The sequence below is a fragment of the Streptomyces sp. NPDC058741 genome (assembly GCF_042746715.1).
In the GTDB taxonomy this organism is placed as follows: domain Bacteria; phylum Actinomycetota; class Actinomycetes; order Streptomycetales; family Streptomycetaceae; genus Streptomyces.
This window is the reverse complement of sequence record NZ_JBHYQH010000053.1, coordinates 17,236-35,084: the sequence shown is the minus strand read 5'-3', so window position 1 is coordinate 35,084 and position 17,849 is coordinate 17,236. Positions and strand designations below refer to the sequence as shown.

The 17,849-nt window shown below is 70.9% G+C and carries 9 protein-coding genes; 7 read left to right on the top strand and 2 right to left on the bottom strand.

Annotated features, from left to right (window positions below):
- Positions 1-95: 95 nt before the first annotated feature.
- Complete coding sequence (locus ACFW6P_RS28835; protein WP_386359359.1) at positions 96-3,401, bottom strand: right-handed parallel beta-helix repeat-containing protein; 3,306 nt, start codon at positions 3,399-3,401, stop codon at positions 96-98.
- Between the two features lie 230 nt (positions 3,402-3,631).
- On the opposite strand from ACFW6P_RS28835, the gene ACFW6P_RS28830 reads away from it, so the two are divergent.
- A complete protein-coding gene (locus ACFW6P_RS28830; protein ID WP_386359358.1) occupies positions 3,632-4,831 on the top strand; it encodes a S8 family serine peptidase in 1,200 nt (399 codons plus the stop codon).
- Positions 4,832-5,029: 198 nt separating this feature from the next.
- Here the strand turns inward: ACFW6P_RS28830 and eccCa are convergent, their stop codons facing one another.
- Positions 5,030-9,001, bottom strand: coding sequence for a type VII secretion protein EccCa (eccCa, locus tag ACFW6P_RS28825; protein WP_386359360.1), 3,972 nt, complete (start codon positions 8,999-9,001; stop codon positions 5,030-5,032).
- A gap of 535 nt (positions 9,002-9,536) precedes the next feature.
- Between eccCa and eccD the strand changes: the two genes are divergently transcribed.
- The 6 genes from eccD (at position 9,537) to ACFW6P_RS28795 (ending at position 17,773) form a co-directional block, all read left to right on the top strand.
- On the top strand, positions 9,537-10,937 hold the full coding sequence (eccD, locus tag ACFW6P_RS28820; protein WP_386359357.1) for a type VII secretion integral membrane protein EccD: 1,401 nt from the start codon (positions 9,537-9,539) through the stop codon (positions 10,935-10,937).
- 21 nt (positions 10,938-10,958) lie between these two features.
- The gene (eccB, locus tag ACFW6P_RS28815) at positions 10,959-12,407 is read left to right on the top strand and encodes a type VII secretion protein EccB (RefSeq protein WP_386359356.1); all 1,449 of its coding nucleotides are present in this window, start codon (positions 10,959-10,961) and stop codon (positions 12,405-12,407) included.
- Between the two features lie 379 nt (positions 12,408-12,786).
- On the top strand, positions 12,787-13,143 hold the full coding sequence (locus ACFW6P_RS28810) for a hypothetical protein (RefSeq protein ID WP_386359355.1): 357 nt from the start codon (positions 12,787-12,789) through the stop codon (positions 13,141-13,143).
- Between the two features lie 90 nt (positions 13,144-13,233).
- Positions 13,234-13,563, top strand: coding sequence for a WXG100 family type VII secretion target (locus tag ACFW6P_RS28805; protein ID WP_386359354.1), 330 nt, complete (start codon positions 13,234-13,236; stop codon positions 13,561-13,563).
- Positions 13,564-13,746: 183 nt separating this feature from the next.
- Complete coding sequence (locus tag ACFW6P_RS28800) at positions 13,747-14,253, top strand: type VII secretion system-associated protein (protein ID WP_386359353.1); 507 nt, start codon at positions 13,747-13,749, stop codon at positions 14,251-14,253.
- Positions 14,254-14,368: 115 nt separating this feature from the next.
- Complete coding sequence (locus ACFW6P_RS28795) at positions 14,369-17,773, top strand: AAWKG family protein (protein WP_386425340.1); 3,405 nt, start codon at positions 14,369-14,371, stop codon at positions 17,771-17,773.
- The last annotated feature ends 76 nt before the right edge of the window (positions 17,774-17,849 follow it).

The following is a 17,849-nucleotide window of genomic DNA, read 5'->3' as shown; positions in this document are numbered from 1 at the left end:
GTCGGGGCGAGACGGGGCGCCCGCACCCGCCCCCGGCGGCGAACCACGCCGGTCGGGGGCCGGGCCGCCCCCACCGGCACGCGCGGCCCGGCCCGTCAGTGGCGCAGCGCCACCGCCTCCGGGGGCAGGTCCTCCGCGATCAGCAGTCGCAGGTCGTCCAGGCCCGGCGCGGACATCGCGCCGATCCGTCCCGCCTGGCGGGTCATCATCCCCTCCAGGATCTGGCGAGCCGTACGCGCGTTGCCGAAGGAGTGGTCGCGCGGCAGGGCGTCCAGGTAGCCGCGCAGTGCGGTCATCGCCTCCGGGGAGCAGTCGTAGCCGTAGTCGGTGGCCTGCTTGGACAGGATCTCCAGCAGGTCGTCCGTCGAGTAGTTCTCGAACTTCACCGTCCGCGAGAACCGCGAGGCCAGGCCCGGGTTGGAATCGAGGAAGCGGCGCATCTCGCGGGTGTAGCCGGCGGCGATGACGACGACCTCGTCGCGGTGGTCCTCCATCAGTTTCAGCAGGGTGTCGACTGCCTCCCGGCCGAAGTCCGAGGTCGCGCCCTCCGGGGTGAGCGTGTACGCCTCGTCGACGAACAGCACGCCCCCCAGGGCCCGCTCGAACGCCTCCTTGGTGAGCTGGGCCGTGTGGCCCACGTAGCGGCCGACCAGGTCGGCGCGGGCGACCTCGACCAGCTGCCCCTTGGGCAGGACGCCGAGGGAGCGCAGCAGGTCCGCGTACAGGCGCGCGACGGTGGTCTTGCCCGTACCGGGTGGCCCGGAGAAGATCAGGTGGTTGCTGATCCTCGGGGTGGGCAGCCCGGCGGCCTTGCGCTGTTTCGTCGCCGTGAGCAGGTTGACCAGGGCGGACACCTCGTTCTTGACCGCCGTGAGGCCGATCATGGCGTGCAGCTCGGCGAGCAGTTCCTCCGAGCCGGGACCGTCGTCGGCCGGGCTGCTCTCCGCCGCCACGTCCTCGGGCAGCAGGAGGGTGAGGTCGCTCTCGGCCGGGTTCGTCATGGCGGCGAGGCGGGAGGCCTGCCGGTCCACCATCTCCTCGAACACCCGTCGTGCCGCACGGCCGTTGCCGAACGTCGCGTCGCGCGGCATGCGTGCGTAGTGCTGGGCGAGGGTGTCCAGGGTACGGGGGTCGAGTGCGTAGCGGTGCCCCGCGCACATGTTCTCGGTGATCGTCACCAGTTCGTCGACCGAGTAGTTGGCGAACTCGATGGTGCGGGTGAAGCGGGAGGCCAGGCCGGGGTTGGAGGAGAGGAAGGACTCCATCTCGCCGGTGTAGCCGGCGGCGATGACGGCCACGTCGTCGCGGTGGTCCTCCATCAGCTTCAGCAGCGTGTCGACCGCCTCCCGGCCGAAGTCGGCGCCGGAGCCCTTGCTGTCGGAGAGCAGCGTGTACGCCTCGTCGATGAACAGCACGCCCCCGAGAGCCTCGTTGAACGCCTCGGTCGTCTTGATGGCCGTACCGCCGATGACCTGCGCGACCAGGTCGGCCCGCGAGACCTCCACCAGGTGCCCGGACCGAAGGACGCCCAGATCCGCCAGGATGCCCCCGTACAGCCGGGCCACGGTGGTCTTACCGGTGCCGGGCGGGCCCGAGAAGACCAGGTGGCGGCTCATCTGGGGGACGGGCATGCCCAGTTGGGCGCGGCGCTGGTTGAGCTGGTTGAGGTTGACGAGGGTCCGGACCTGGCTCTTGACCTCGGTCAGGCCGACCAGCGACTCCAGCTCCTCCAGCGGACCCTCGGGCTTCTTGGCCGAGTCGCCGGACCCGCTGGTCGCCACGTCCGGCGGGAGGGTGTCGCCCCACGCGTCCGGGGCCACGTTGCCGTTGCTGTTGAGGTTCTCGACCGTGAGCCGTTCGTTCACCCTCGTCTGTCTGAGGCCCGCGCCGCGGTTGTCGCGGACGGCGCAGCCCGTGACGGTGACGGGCTCGGCGGTGTCGATCCGGACGCCGTCGCCGACGCTGCCGATGACCTGGGACGAGGTGAGGGTGGCGCGGGCGCCGTTGGCGAGGAGCACCCCGTGGGCGCCGCAGTCGGTGATGTGGGCGCGCAGCGCGGAGAGTTCGCCGCCGTTGTCCACCGTGACGCCGCCGGCCGCGGCGGACTCGATACGGCAGTCCCGGAGGGTGGCGCGGCCCTGGGGGCCGACGGAGACGGTGGCGTCGGTCGCCGCCCGCATGACCGTGTCGCGGATGTCGGGATTGCCGCCCGAGACGATGCGTACCGCCGAGCCGCCCGCCCGGTCGATCTCGCAGTGCTCCAGCCTGCCGCGCCCGTCCTCGGCGACCTCGACGCCGTGGCCGCCCGGCGAGGTGATCCGCGCGCGGCGCAGCAGCGGGTCGGCGCCGGTGCGTATCCGTATGCCGGTGCCGGCCGCGTCCGTGACCAGCAGGTCGTCGAACTCCGCCGTCGACTCCTCCTCCAGCAGCACGGCACCGCTCGCGTCCGCGCAGTCGCGTACCGCGCAGCCGGTCAGGAACGGCGCGCTGGAGTTGACCACCCGGATGGCGGGTGCGGCGGAGGTGTCGAACTCGCAGTCCTGGAAGGTGCCCCTGGAGCGCTCGGTGACGGTGAGACCACTGCCCTTGGTGCGTGACGTGCGGCAGTTCAGGAACTCGGGGTCGGCGCTCGCCGCCAGCATGATGCCGGGGCCCGTGGTGTCGCTGACCGTGACGTGCTCCAGCACCGGGCGGGCGGAACTGGTGATGTAGAGGCCGACCGACGTGTCGTGCACCGAGGTGCGCACGACCCGGGTGCCGCTGCGGCCCTCCAGGGCGATGGACGGCTTGTCCGTTCCGGAGATGTCGCAGTCCTCGACCAGGCCCTGCGCCTCGTCGGAGGTCAGCACGCCGTTGGCGCGGGCGTCGCGGATCCGGCAGTCCCGTACGGTCGCCCGGGCCTCCGCGCCGATGACGACGCCGGAGGTGCCGAGGTTCTCGATGAGGCAGCCCGCGATGATGCTGCCGGTGGGCGCGGAATCCACGACCCCGGCGCCCCTCGGGTTGCTGACCCGGCAGTCGCGCATGGCCACCGAACCCGACTCGCGGGCCAGCACGGCGGTCCAGCCGGAGCCGATGACCGTGCAGCCGTCCATCGCGACCTGGCCGCGCGGCGCGTCGACCACGGGCAGATCCTCGCTCCCGCCCCGCAGGGTCAGGTCGGTGAGCATGACGGCGTCGGCGACGAGGACCACGGCGGTGCCCCGGCGGGGGCATATGTCGACGCTGCCGGGCTCGCCGTCGGCGACGATGGTGACCCGGGTCCTGACCGTCAGGTTCTCCGGGTAGCGGCCGGGATGGACCCGGATCACCGCACCCGTGCGTGCCATGTCCAGGGCTTCACCGATCGTTCGGAAGCTGTCCGGTTGTCCCGATCCGACCCTGAGCAACTGCCGTGACACGCTCGTTCCTCCTCCTAGTGGTGCCGCCGCCGTGTGCCTCTGAGGGGGCCGACACGGGGACTGTTCCGCGTCGTGGGTACGTACGGCTGTGCGCACGCGACGAAGGCTACGGGACCGGCGAGGCGATGTTCCAGGAGAGACCGAAGAGTTGGGCCGGTACCGCGCCTACGTCCCGTTACGTCGTCCGCGTCCACGTCCCGGTCGACGCGCCGTCGGACGGGGCGCCTATCATGCGCGCCATGCCCCGTGTCCGAGTTGATCCCCGCCGCCGCCCCTGGGCCACGGCTGTGGCCGCCCCCCTGCTGATGACCGCGACAGCGACCGTGCTGGGCGTCGTCGGGGCCGTGCCCGCCGCGGCCGACTCCGTGGGACTGCCGGTCGTGCGCTCCGTCCTGGCGGAGGACGACACCTGCGCCTCGGTGTCGAGCGAGAAGGCCACGGCCGAGCCGTGGGCGCTGGGCGCTCTGGGCGCGGCCCGCACCCGGCCGCTCTCCCAGGGCGAGGGGACGACGGTGGCGGTCGTGGACACGGGAGTGGCCGAGGCGGCGCCCGCGCTGTCGGGGCGGGTGAGCGCGATCGGGCCGGCCGGCGAGGACTGCGTCGGGCACGGCACGTTCGCGGCCGGCCTGATCGCGGCGACGCCCGGCGAGGACGGGGGCCCGGCGGGGCTGGCGCCGAAGGCCCGGATCCTGGCCGTACGCGGCACCGGTGAGCGCGGCGGGAGCACGGCGGGCCAGGTCGCCGACGCGATACGCCGGGCGGCCGACGAGGGCGCCGGCGTCATCTACGTCGCCGCGGCCCTGGACAGCGGCAAGGCGCGGCTGACGGAGGCGGTCGCGTACGCGAGCGGCAAGGACGCGCTGGTGGTGGCTCCGCTGGCGCCGGACGCGCTGGAGCGGGACGCGGAGCCGGCGCCCTGGTACTGGCCGGCGGCGGCGCCCGGCGTGCTGGCCGTGACGGACTACGGCCCGGACGGCGGCCGGCCGGCCGACGCCCCGCTGGTGGACGGGGCGGACCTGGCCGCGCCCGGCGACGCGGTGGTGAGCATCGGACCGAAGGGGCCGGGCCACTTCATCGGCTCGGGCGCCTCGTTCGCCGCCGCGCACGTCGCGGGGGCGGCGGCGCTGGTCCGGGCGCGTTATCCGGACCTGAAGGCCGCGGAGGTCTCGCGCCGCCTGACCGAGGCGGCGTACCCGGCGGCCCCGCCACGGCTCGACCCGTACGGCGCGCTGACGGCCGTACTGACGGACGCCAGGGCCGCGGCGCCCCGGCCGGAACGGGCGGTGGTCCCGGCCCCGCCCGCCACACAGCCGCGCACCCGGGCTCTGATGGTGGCTGCCGTGGGCACCGGGCTGGTGCTCCTGGTGGCGGTGGGCGCCGTGGTCATCCCGCGGGGCCGGGCACGGAACTGGCGCGCGGCGGGCAGCTGACCGGCCGCGGGGCGCCGCCCGCCTGGCGGGGCCCGGGACCGCCGGAACCGGCCGTCGCACGGCGAAGCGCGGCCGTCCTGCCCGGACCGGCGCCGCCTGGGGGTCCTGACACACGAGCGCGGGAGGAGCAGCGGCGTCCGGTGCGGGTGATCAGCCCGTACCGGACGCCGCCACACCGCGCGCCTGTGTGGGAAACCCCTACGGCTCCTGGTCCTCCAGCACCGCCGTCTGCACCTGGATCTGCTTGCGGCGCGTCACCCGCGTACCCCGGCCCGGCGGCAGGTTCCGGCCCTTGACGCTGCCCAGGATGAAGCCCTCCGACGGCGGGCACGACAGCAGCAGCGTCGGGGTGTTGACCTCCTGCATACGGCGCAGCATCGGTTCGCCCAGTCCCCGGCCCGCGCCGGCGGCGGAGCGGGACACGACGATGTGCAGGCCGACCTCGTAGCCGAGTGCGAGGTGGTTCAGCAGCGGGTCGAAGGGCGCGTTCATCGCGCTCGTGCCCAGCATGTCGTAGTCGTCCACGAGGATGAACAGCCGCGGACCGTCCCACCAGTCGCACGTGCGCATCCGGGCCGGTGTGATCTCCGGGCCCGGCACCCGGGCCGTCACCGCGCGGGCGGCGCCCGCGATGAGCTCCTTCAGGGCGTCCATCGACACCGCGTGACCCAGGCGGTACTCGTCCGGGATCGCCTCCACCAGCTCGCGGCGGTAGTCCACGACCATGATGCGCGCCTCGGCCGGGGTGTACCGGTCCATGATGGCCTTGGCCGTCAGGCGCAGCATGTTGGTCTTTCCGCTCTCCGCGTCGCCGACCACGATCATGTGCGGGGTCTCGGAGAAGTCGTGCCACACGGTGGACAGACGCTCCTCCTCCAGGCCGACGGGCATCTTGAAGTCGCCCTTCGGGGCCGGGAGCGCCGAGAGGGGCAGCCGGGTCGGGAGCATCCGGACCGGCGGGGCCGGCGGGCCCTGCCAGCTCTCCCGCACCGCCGCCACCAGACCGGCCACACCGTCGGACAGGTCGTCCGCGGACTCCACGCCGTCGATCCGGGGGAGTGCGGTGAGATAGTGCAGCTTGGCGTCGCGTGTCAGGCCGCGGCCCGGCAGCCGGGGTACGGCCGCCGCGCGCCGCATGTCGATCTCGGAGTCCATGGGGTCACCCATCCGGAGCTCCAGGTGGGTGGCGGCCTGGTCCCGGATGGCGGAGGTCAGCTCCACCCAGCGGGCGGTGGTGACGATCAGGTGGATGCCGTAGTTGAGGCCGCGGGCGGCGATCGCCCCGAAGGTCTGGATGTAGCGGTCGAAGTCCTGACGCACCGTCGACCAGCCGTCGACCACCAGGAACACGTCCCCGTGCCGGTGCTCGGGGAAGTCCCCGGCGGCGAGGCGGCGCCGGAAGGTCGCCATGGAGTCGATGCCGTTGTCCAGGAAGAACCGCTCGCGCTCCGCCAGCAGCGTGGTGACCTCGGCGACCGTACGGCCGACCCGCTCGGTGTCCAGGCGTGCCGCGACCCCGCTGACGTGCGGCAGGCCGGCCAGCCCGGCGAGTGTGCCACCGCCGAAGTCGAGGCAGTAGAACTGCACCTCGCGGGGGGTGTGGGTGAGCGCCAGCGCGGTCATGATCGTGCGCACCATCGTGCTCTTGCCGCTCTGCGGTCCGCCCGCGATGGCGATGTGACCGCCCGCGGCGGAGAGGTCGACGGTGAGCAGGTCGCGGAGCTGGTCGAAGGGGCGGTCGATGATGCCGATGGGGATGGTGAGCCGCCCCCGGTGCCCCGATCCCACGGTGGTCAGGCCCAGTTCGGGGTCGGGGGTGAGCGGCGGCAGCACCTGGTCGAGGGTGGCGGGCAGGTCAAGCGGTGGCAGCCACACCTGGTGGGCCGGCGGCCCGGCGTTCAGCAGCCGCTCCACGGCCACCGAGAGCAGGGTGTCCCCGGTCTCCTCCTGCTCGGGGGCGGGTTCGGGGGCCGGGGTGTCCGGCAGCCGGCGCGGCACCACGTAGCCACTGGTCCACGGGACGGTCTGGCTGGCCACCCGTGCCTGGTTGGCGCTGCCACCCCTTCGCTGGTACGGGCCGGAGACGTACGCGGCCCGGAAGCGGGTCAGCGCCTCCACACCCGACTTGAGGAAGCCGCTGCCGGGCGCCGGCGGAAGCTGGTACGCGTCCGGCACGCCGAGGACCCCGCGGCTCTCCATGGCGGAGAACGTACGCAGACCGATCCGGTACGACAGGTGGCTCTCCAGTTGGTGCATCCGGCCCTCGTCCAGGCGCTGTGACGCGAGCAGGAGGTGCACACCGAGGGACCGGCCGAGGCGGCCGATCATCACGAAGAGCTCCATGAACTCCCGGTGAGCCGCCAGGAGTTCGCTGAACTCGTCGACGACGACGAAGAGGCTGGGCAGCGGTTCCAGCGGAACGCCGGAGGCGCGGGCCTTCTCGTAGTCCAGCGCGGAGGTGTAGTTGCCCGCCGAACGCAGCAGTTCCTGACGGCGCATCAGCTCACCGTGCAGGGCGTCCTGCATGCGGGACACCAGGGCGGCCTCACCCGCCAGGTTGGTGATGACGGCGGAGGTGTGGGGGAGTTCGTCCAGACCCAGGAAGGTGGCACCGCCCTTGAAGTCCACGAGGACGAAGTTCAGAGTTTCCGAGGAGTTCGTCAGGGCGAGCGCCAGGACGAGGGTGCGCAGCAGTTCGCTCTTGCCGGAGCCGGTGGCCCCGATCAGCATGCCGTGCGGACCGGTGCCGCCCTGGGCCGACTCCTTGATGTCCAGCTCGACCGGCTCGCCGTCGGCGCCGACCGCGATGGGCACCTTGAGCCGGGTGGGTCCGGTGTGCTGCCGCCACAGCGTCTCCGGATCGTGGCGGTGCAGGTCGGGAATGCCCAGCAGCGTGGTCAGCTCGACGTTCGCGGACAGCGGCTCGGACGAGTCCGAGGCCGTGCCCAGGCCCATGCGGTACGGGGCGAGCCGCCGCGCCAGGGACGTGGCGCCCATCAGGCCGAGGCGGTCGGGCCTGCCGAGCCGGGTGGTCTGCTCCTTGCGCTCGCGGTCGGTGCGCACCAGCCCGAGATCGTCCTCGCCGACCTCGAAACGCAGGGTGATCCGGCCGGGCCGCCAGGAGAGGGCGCCGCTCAGGTCCAGGACGACCGCGTTGCGGAAGCCGGAGCCGTCCAGGCGGTGGCCTGCCGGGACGGTGCCCCCGTCCACCACGATCACGGTGAAGGGTTCCTCGCGCCCGGGTACGGCGTCCGGGTCGAACGCAGGCCGCTCCATGAACTCGGCGCCGAGCAGGTTCTCCAGCTCACCCAGGGCGGAGACGGTCATGCGGGTGGGACCCGCACCGTCCATGTCGTGCGGGTGGAGGCTGTGCGGGAGCCACTTGGTCCACTCCCAGTGCGCGCGCCGCTCGTCGGACACGCACAGCGCGATCCACACGTCGTCGGGCGAGTGGAAGGTGGCCAGCTGGGCGAGCAGTGCCCGGGTCACCGACCGTATCCGCTCCTCGTCGCCCCGGAACAGCACCCGGGCCCAGGCCCGCAGGTAGATGGCGATGGGCTGTTCCGGCACCGTCGAGTAGGCGCGGATGAAGCTGCGCAGGGCGTGCGCGCTGAGCGGTTCCAGGTCCTCGACGGGGTTGGTCGTGTTCGGGGTCAGCTTCAGGCTCAGCTTCTGCTCACCGACGGCCATCCGCACCTCCCCGAAGTCCTCGTCGCGGGGCCGGCGTTCCCACAGCCGGGTGGTGCCCGTCATGGACCACAGGGCGGCGGGCTCGGGGTGCCGCCAGGCCAGGGCCAGCTGCTGGTCCACGACGGCGCCGCGGACCTTGCGCCGGATCTGGGTGAGGTAGCGCAGGTAGTCGCGGCGCTCGCCCTTCAGCTTCTGCTTGCGCTCGGCGGCTTTGCGCATGAACTGGCCGATGAACATCGCCGCGGCCCCGAGCACCATCAGACCCAGGGCGATGTAGATGAACCCGCCGGAGCCCCGGGTCATGCCGGGCCGCATGAACATGAACATCATCGAGACCGACATCAGGGCCATGGGGAGGTACGTCCACACGGCGGAGGTGTCGGGCACCGTCTCGGGGAGGATCGGCGGTTCCTGGAGATTCAGTTCCCCGTCGGGCATCTCCGGGCCCCGGCGTCGGGCCGGGCGGCGGAACAGGACCACACTCAAGGAACCGTCTCCTTACGGGTCAAGGGGGGAGAGCGGGCGGAACGACGTCGACGTCGCCGCCGGCGGCACCCGTCCCGGTCGGCACCGCGCCGGGACGCCGGACGGGCCTCGCTGTCGCACGCACCCTACGCCGCGCCTCCGGCCCACGACGACCGGGCTCCGACAGGCGTCGGCCGGCAGCCGTGCCAGGTGTCCCGCCGCGTCACCATCCCGCTGCACCACCGATCGCGGGCCGGCCTCACGGCGCCCGACGGAGCCCGCTGCGTACACCGACCGTTCACGACGTCTTCCGCGTCCGTACCCCGACGTCTTCCGCGCCGCGTCGGACGGTGAGCCCGCCGTCACTTGGGGTCTCATGTCCCGGGGCACGTCGCGCAGGGCAGGTAGTTGATACTACGATCATTGTGTCGACCGTCAACTACCGTTCCATCCCGGGGTTTCAGAGTCCCCTCAGTCACTGTCCGGCGGTGTGTCAGACGGCGTTCCCTGACCGTTCGCAGCAGTAACCGGAGAAGCGTGAGCCATCCCGATGACTGACACTCAGGTGGCAGAGCTGTGCCGTCTGACGGTACGAGCCCCCGCCAGGACCATCGATCTCGCCGTGCCCGCCGACGTCCCCGTGGCCGACCTGCTGCCCGCGGTGCTCGGATACGCGGGGGACGACCTCGAGGAAGCCGGTCTCGACCACGGCGGCTGGGTACTCCAGCGGCTCGGCGGCGAACCACTGGACGAGGAACGCACCCTCGACTCCTACGGTCTGCGCGACGGCGACACCCTCTACCTCCGACCACGCGCCGAAGCCCTGCCCGAGGTGCACCTCGACGATCTCGTCGACGGCATAGCCACCACGATGCGGGACCACCCCTTCGGCTGGACCCCCAAGGTCAGCCGGTGGGTGCTGCTCGGCGTGGCGGTGGCGGTCCTCGCCGCGGGCATGGTGGTGATCGCGTGGCCCGGCGGCTCCGCGCTGTCCCGGGCCGTGTTCGCGACCGCCGCCGGCCTGCTCCTGCTCGCGGGTGCGGGCGCGGCGAGCCGGGCGGTCGGGGACGCGGGCGCCGGAGCCGCGCTGGGCTTCATGGTCGGGCCCTACCTGGCCCTGGCCGGGTGGCTGCTGCCGGGCGGCGCGCTCAGCGGGCCGCACGCGCACGAGACGCTGGGTGCCCGGCTGCTCGCCGCCGGCGCCGCCGCGGCGGGAGGGGCGGTGCTCGCACTCGCCATCGTGGCGGCGTTCGCCGCACTCTTCCTGGGCATCGCCGTCGTCTCGGTCTTCGCCGCCCTGGCCGCCGTCCCGCTCATCACGACCGACCTGGCGCCCGTGCACACCGCCGCGATCACCGCCGTCCTGGCGGTGGTCCTGGGCGCCTTCGTTCCCTCGCTGGCGTTCCGGATGTCCGGGATGCGCATGCCGCCCCTGCCGACCAACGCGCAGCAGCTCCAGGAAGGCATCGAGCCGCACGCCCCCTCCGTGGTCTCGTCCCGCGCCATTCTCGCCGACGGCTGGATGACCTCGCTGTACGGGGCGGTGGGCGTGGTCGGCGCCGGATGCCTCGTCGGCCTCGCCCGGGAACGCGAACCGGCCGAGATCATCATGACGGTGGCGCTGTCCCTGCTGCTCATCCTGCACGCCCGCGGGCTGGGCAACATCTGGCAGCGCATGTCGCTGGTGGTTCCGGGCGTCGCGGGACTGGTCCTGCTGGTGCTGGTCGCCGCCCCGGCCGCCACGGCGGGTACCCGGCTGGCGACGGCCGCGGGCCTGCTCGCCGCCACGGCGGCGCTCGCGATCGCCGCCTGGACCGTCCCCGGCCGCCGGCTGGTTCCGTACTGGGGCCGCGTCGGCGAACTGCTGCACTCGGCCCTGGCGATCAGCATGCTGCCGCTCGCCCTGTGGGTGCTCGGCGTGTACAGCACCCTGCGGTCCATCAACGGCTGACCGGAAGGGAGACACGCTGTCATGCAGTCCAAACGCGATCAGGTGCACGCGCACATGTTCGTCATGGGTCGGCTGACCTCGGGCATGCTGCGCGCGGATCCGGACGCTCCGGAGAGCCCGCAGGGGCGGACCAACCGGGGGGTGGTGATCGGCATCGTGATCGCCGTCCTCCTGTCGGCCGGGTCCTTCGTCCTCGGCCTGCTCAAGCCCGGCACGAAGGACTCCTGGCGAGCGGCCGGGACCCTCGTCGTGAACAAGGACACCGGGTCCCGCTACCTCTACCTGGACGGGCGGCTGCGTCCGGTGCGCAACTACGCCTCGGCGCGGCTGCTCGGGGGCGCCGACATGAAGGTGGTGACGGTCGGCTCCGCCTCCCTGAAGGGGACGCCGCACGGGTCACCCGTCGGCATCACCGGCGCCCCGGACGCGCTGCCCGGGAGCGGGGACCTGGACACCGGTCCGTGGCGGGTCTGTTCGGGCAGCGTGACGGGCGCCACCGGCACCACCGTCGCAGTCGGCGCTCCGGCCGACGCCGCCGGCCTGCCCACCGGCAAGGGCATGCTGGTGACCGGGCCGGACAAGGCCGGCTATCTGGTGTGGCGGGGGAGCAAGCTCCGGCTCGACGAGGACAGCCGCGCGCGCGAGGCCCTCGGCTACGGCTCCACCCCGCGCCTCCCCGTCTCGGCGGCCTTCCTGAACGCCCTGCCGTCGGGCCCCGACCTGCGCCCGCCGGACGTACCCGGCAAGGGCCAGGAGGGGCCGTCGCTCGGTGGCCGGAAGTCCCGGATCGGTGAGGTGTTCCGGGTCACCGTGCCGGGCTCCGCCGACCGCTACTACCTGCTGCGCAAGGAGGGGCTGACCCCCCTCACGTCGACCGGTGCCGCGCTCGTGCTCGGAGACCCGGAGACCCGCGAGAAGGTCTACGGGGGCGGTGCGGCCAAGCTGACCGCCCTGGGCGCGGACGTGCTGAGCGGCCATCTGGCCCCGGGGGCGGGTGAGACCGCCGGGGAGCCGGACCTGCCCTCGGCGCCTCCGGAGGCGGTGGCCCTCGGCGAGGACCACACCGTCTGCGTACGGATCGAGACGGGCGAGCGCGGTCCGCGGATCAGTGTGGCCCTGACCGGGACGGGCTCCCTGGGCCCGGCCGCCCAGGCGCCGCCCGAGGGACTCACCCCGGCCTGCATGCCGGTCGGCACGATCACCGTACGGCCCGGCGGCGGCTCCCTGGTGCGCGTGCTCGGGGCGAGCGGGAGCAAGGTCGGGACCACCGTCTATCTGGTGACGGACACCGGGATGAAATACCGGGTGGGTACGGCGGAGGCGCTCGGGGCGCTCGGCTACACGCAGAACCAGGTGCGCGGTCTTCCGGCGCCACTGCTGGCGATGCTGCCGACGGGGCCGGACCTGACCAAGGAGGCCGCGGCCACGGGGCGGAGCCGGAACACCACTCCGCGCTGCGACCGGAAGTGAAAGCGCCGCCTGTCCGCCGCGTGGTGGGGCAGGAGAAGGCCTCGGGACCGGGAAGGAAGGTGAACATGACGTAGCACCAGAGGAATTGATCGTGCCCTCGCAACGTGACGGGAGCGTCGGACGTCCTGGAACGGGAAGGCACGAGGTCTCGGACGGCGGGCGGGGTGGAGTTCTTCGCCCTGGAACCCCGCCGTGGCGGGACTGAAGCATCCGGTCGGAGCCGAGAAGGTGACTCAGGCCATTGAATCGCCAACTCCTTTCTCCTTAGGCTCCATTAGTCCGAACCATCCGGACGTCGGTCCTCCGGCCGCGTCCGGGCACGCACCGCGCTGTCCGCGTCCGAGGACCGGTGGCGTGACACTCCAGGAGGAGCAGGCACATGGCAGGCACAGGCGGACAGCAGTCACTGGCATCAGCGACACAGAACGGTGTCACCGCGCTGGAGATGGCCTTCACCGGCGTGCAGAAGAGCCGCCAGGACGTGGAGAACATGAAGCACAACCTGTCCTCCGGCTACGCCGGTAGCGACGGTGGCGCGTTCCAGAAGCTGCTCGACCGGTGGGACGCGCAGGCGGAGATCATCTCCGGCAACCTCCGCGACATGATCACGACGCTTGAGGAGACGATGCGCGCGCAGGGCATCCAGCAGGCCACCGCGAACGAGTCCATCCAGCAGGCGTACAACCGCTCCGAGGAGATCTTCAACGCACTGGCGGGCTCCACCGCCGGTCGCTGATCACCGCTCCCGCTCCCGGATCCCTGACCGGCACCCGGGCGCCGCGACACCCTTCCCCTCTGCACTACCCGGCGCGAGACGAGGACCACCATGACCCCCCCGCTTGACTTCACCGACGGACAGATCTACGTCGACTACTCCCACATGGAGAACGCCGCCGACGACATGGTCCACCAGACCAAGGCGATCGACAGCATCCTCACCAACCTGGAGGCGGAGCTGCAGGAGCTCCAGAAGACCTGGGAAGGTGAGGACAAGGCGGTGTACGCCCAGAAGCAGGCGTCCTGGAACAACGCCGTCGAGGAGATGAAGCGCATCCTCGCCGAGAACTCGGCCCTGCTGACCGACGTCTCCGGCAGCTACCAGTACAGCGAGAGGTCCCTGACATCGCTGTGGGAGAGCGTGCGCATCGGCAGCTGACCGGAGGGCGACACGCCCCTGGTTCTCTTCGGGCGGCCGTCCGCGTGTGTCACGCGAGCGGCCGCCCGCTGTCGTGAGGCCGGCGTGCCGCCGTCCCCGCTCCGCGTGGATGGTCGGCGCCACCCGACCGCGCGGAACGCCCGGGAAGCCGACGGAACCCTATGGAGACAGGAGTAGTACGGCATGGCGGACAACCCCCCCGCAGTCAATCTCAACAAGGCCTGGCTGCAGGACTTCCTCGACGAAAAAGTCACCCCCTTCCTCGACGAGATCAAGAAGATGAGGGAGAACGGGAAATCACCGAAAGGGGACCTCGTACCCGGGATCCCGAATCTGCAGGGCGACGCGGGGGACGGAGCTGAAACGGCACCGGGCTTCTACGACGGCCAGAAGGTGCCGCTCGCGATCGGGATGATGGCGACTGAAGAGACGCCCCGGACCAACGGCAATTACGTGATCACGTCCCTGAACGGGCTGGTGGACCAGCTCGACGAGATCCTCAGACTCCAGGTCGCTCTCTTCGAGGAGATCGAGGAGAACCTCAAGGACACCATCGCGGAGATGTTCAAGACCCAGGACGACAACCTGGAGAAGATCGACGGGAAGAAGTTCATCGACTTCTTCGAGGGCGCGGACGAGGTGCTCTCCGAAAGCAGCGGCGGCTCGAACGTCGACAAGGAAGAGGACTGAGCCCCGCGCTCACTCAGCGCAGCCGTCCCTCCACGCGTCCGCCGACGCCCTGTCACCGCATTCACCCGACCGGTTCGCTTCCCCCCATCCGCCCTGACCGAAAAGGCAGCCTGGCATGGCGCTCAAAAAGGATAAGATCACCAAAGAACTCTCCAGCACCAGGGACAAGTGGTCCGAGGCGGTCAGCTTCTTCACGGGATACACGGCGCCGGACAGGAGCACGCTATTTGACACGCTTGTCGGTAACGAAGGTATTCCACTGATGAAGGTGGAGATATCCGACGTGGGCTATGTCGACTATGTCGACACCGAAGACCTGAACTGGTACCACGAGAACGCTGGTTCCGACATCCAGAACACCGACTTCGTCATCCCCTTCTATCACGCGTCGGGTGGTGCGGGTTCCGATGTCTCCATGTATAAGGCCCGTATCACCCTGCTCGGCAGCAAGGGTGACGGCAGGATGCCGAGTCATGGCCACTACGAGGGTGGGCAGTTCTCCAGCAATATCGAAGGCCACCTGGGAATGGACGGCAAGCCGACCTGGGACAGCACTTCCCTGACTCAGTACGCCTTCGGTACCGGGCTGGCTCTGGAGAAACTGCGCAACGAAGAGGATTTGGGTACCTACGGCTTCAGTTGGAACGGCAAGGACGTGGCGGACGCGGATTCCGTCACCCTCGCCAACTTCGACAGGGTGGCCGGTGCCTTCCACCGGGTCGCCCAGTTCTTCGACACGCAGCAGAAGGTCGTGGAGGAGTGGCAGAGCCTGCTCGGCAGGGAGAAGGACGACGCCTGGCGGGGGAAGGCGGCGGGCGTCTTCTGGGACCTCGTCAACAAGGTCAACCAGCAGTACTCGGACTATGCGGAGGCCATGCGTTCGAGTCGGGAGGGCTCCTCCAAGCAGGGTGAAGAGATCGAACAGGCCAAGAAGGCCCTCGCGGGGGCGGTGGCGGATCTCCACGACGTCTGGATGAAGTGGCAGTGGGAGTACGGTAACCCGCTGATCGTCCTGCATAAACTGCTGTCCGCGGTGATGGACTATGTCTGGGACAGGAACATCACCAAGATCACCTACGAGATCGAGTCCAACGGGGCGACCCGCGGGGAAGTCAACAAATACCGCACGAACTACATCGCGGAAGGGGATTTCAGCAACAAGGCCGCCATCCAGGAGATCAAGGGCAGCGGCGACATGCCCCTGAGCGTCGCGGCCGATGAGTTCGGCGACCTCAAGGAGCTCAGCACCTGGGAGAAAATCGGAAACAAGGCCCTCGAAATATGGCAGCAGACCGTGCAGGACAACCTCGACGTGGCGGCAGAAGCGGCCATGGAGACGGTGCGCAACAGTTGGAGCAAGAGTAATTTCGACCTGGGATCCGTGACGTCCCGGGGCACCAGCAGCACTCTCGCCTCGGATTACAAGGAGGAGAAGGCCGAAGTCGCGGAAGAGGAGGCGAAGAAGAAGGAGGACGAAGCGAAGGCCGAGGCCGAGGCCGCCGCCAAGAAGCAGGACGAGTTCATGCAGTGGCAGAAGGACCAGGCGGCCAAGGCGGAGGAGGAGCGGAAGAAGGAGAAGGAGGAGGCGGAGCGCAAGGAGAAGGAGGCCAAGGCCGAGCAGGAGGCCAAGGAGGCCGAGGCCAAGGCCGAGCAGGAGGCCAAGGAGAAGGAGGCCGAGGCGAAGGCGGCGGAGCAGGAGGCCAAGCAGGAGGCCAAGGAGAAGGAGGCCGAGGCCAAGGCGGCGGCCAAGGAGGCCGAGCAGGAGGCCGAGGCCGAGGAGGCCAAGAAGGAGCAGGAGGCGAAGGAGGCCGAGGCCAAGGCCGAGCAGGAGGCGAAGGAGGCCGAGGCCAAGGCCGAGCAGGAGGCCAAGGAGAAGGAGGCCGAACAGAAACAGGCCGAGCAGGAGGCCAAGCAGGACCGCATCCGTGCCGAGCAGGAGGCCAAGCAGGACCGCATCCGTGCCGAGCAGGAGGCCAAGCAGACGGAAGTCCAGGCCCGTGCGGAGAACTTCCAGATGATGCAGATGAACCAGGCGAAGGCTCAGCAGGAGGAGGCGAAGAGGGAGCGGGAGGAGGCCAAGGCCGAGCAGGAGGCGAAGGAAGCCGAGGCCAAGGCCGAGCAGGAGGCCAAGGAGAAGGAGGCCGAACAGAAACAGGCGGAGCAGGAGGCCAAGCAGGACCGCATCCGTGCCGAGCAGGAGGCCAAGCAGGACCGCATCCGTACCGAGCAGGAAGAGCGACAGGAGCAGCAGCAGGCCGAACAGGAGAAGAAGCAGGCCGAGGCCGAGGCCAGGGCGGAGGCCAGGCAGGCTGAACAGGAGGCGAAGCAGGAGGCCAAGGAGAAGGAAGCCGAGCAGAAGCAGGCCGAACTGCAGGCCAGGCAGGATCAGAAGCAGGCGGAGGCGGAGGCCAGGCAGGAGGAGATCCGCCAGGAGCAGGAGAAGAGGCAGGAGGAGGCGCGGACCGCGTTCGACGACTCCCGTCGGGACCTCTTCGGCGGCAACGATCTGCCCGACCTGTCGTCCACTCGCATCTCCGGACCCGTCAACGACGGCGTTCTGGACATTCCCGGCGCCGGCGAGTCGCGCATCGACTCCAGTGGCCGGGTGATCACGGACTACCCTGACGGCTCCACCGTCACGATCGACCCCGCCACCCAATCCTCCACCCTGACCCGGCCCGACGGAACGACCATCTCCGGCCCGCTCAACACCGGCGACCTGCTGCCCACCCCCGGCGGTGGCACCACACACCTGGACGCCGGCGGCAACGTGGTCACGGAGCTGCCGGACGGCTCCACCCAGACGATCAACCCGGACACCGGCAGCACGACCATCACGCGCCCGGACGGCTCGACCGTCTCCGGCTACCTGGACGACTCCGGCCCGTCCGTCATCGGCTCGGGCCATCTCGACAACGGCTCGCTCGACTACACGCCTCCGTCCTACGACTACTCCTACGAGGAGGAGTTGTTCGACGACAAGCCCTACGAGTCACCCCTGGCGGGCAGTGGCGCCTCCGGCGGAACGACCACCCCCAGTCACAACCGCCCGTTCCTCAACACCGGTGCGTTCCCCGGTCCCGGCGGTGGGGCCATGGGCGACCTGGGCGGCGGTGCAGGCGCGCCGATGGGTGGCGGCATGGGCGGCGGTATGGGTGCGCCGATGGGTGGCGGCATGGGCGGCGGTATGGGGGGCGGGGGCGGCCAGTCGGACTCCGGCGAGCGCGTCCGCAACGTCATCGACGGCGAGGTGGTCAAGAACCGCCGGCCCCGGCCCGGTGCGGGCGCGCCCGTCAGGAACGGTCGCTACGCGGACGACGAGGTGCGCGTCGCCACCGGCTCCCCGACCGCCGGTGGCATGCCGTTCCTCCCGCCGATGGCCGGCGGTGGTGGCGCCGGCGCGCCCGGCCGGCAGACACAGACCCAGAGCGGTGACCGCGCACGGGACTCGTGGGTGCCGGAGGACGAGGACGTGTGGGGTGCGGACGAGGGCGGTGCCCCCGCGGTGATCGGACGATGATCCGTACGGCGACGATCTCGGGCATGCCCCCAGTAGCCCTTAAACGGGGGGCAGTTCGCGTTACGCACACGCGTAC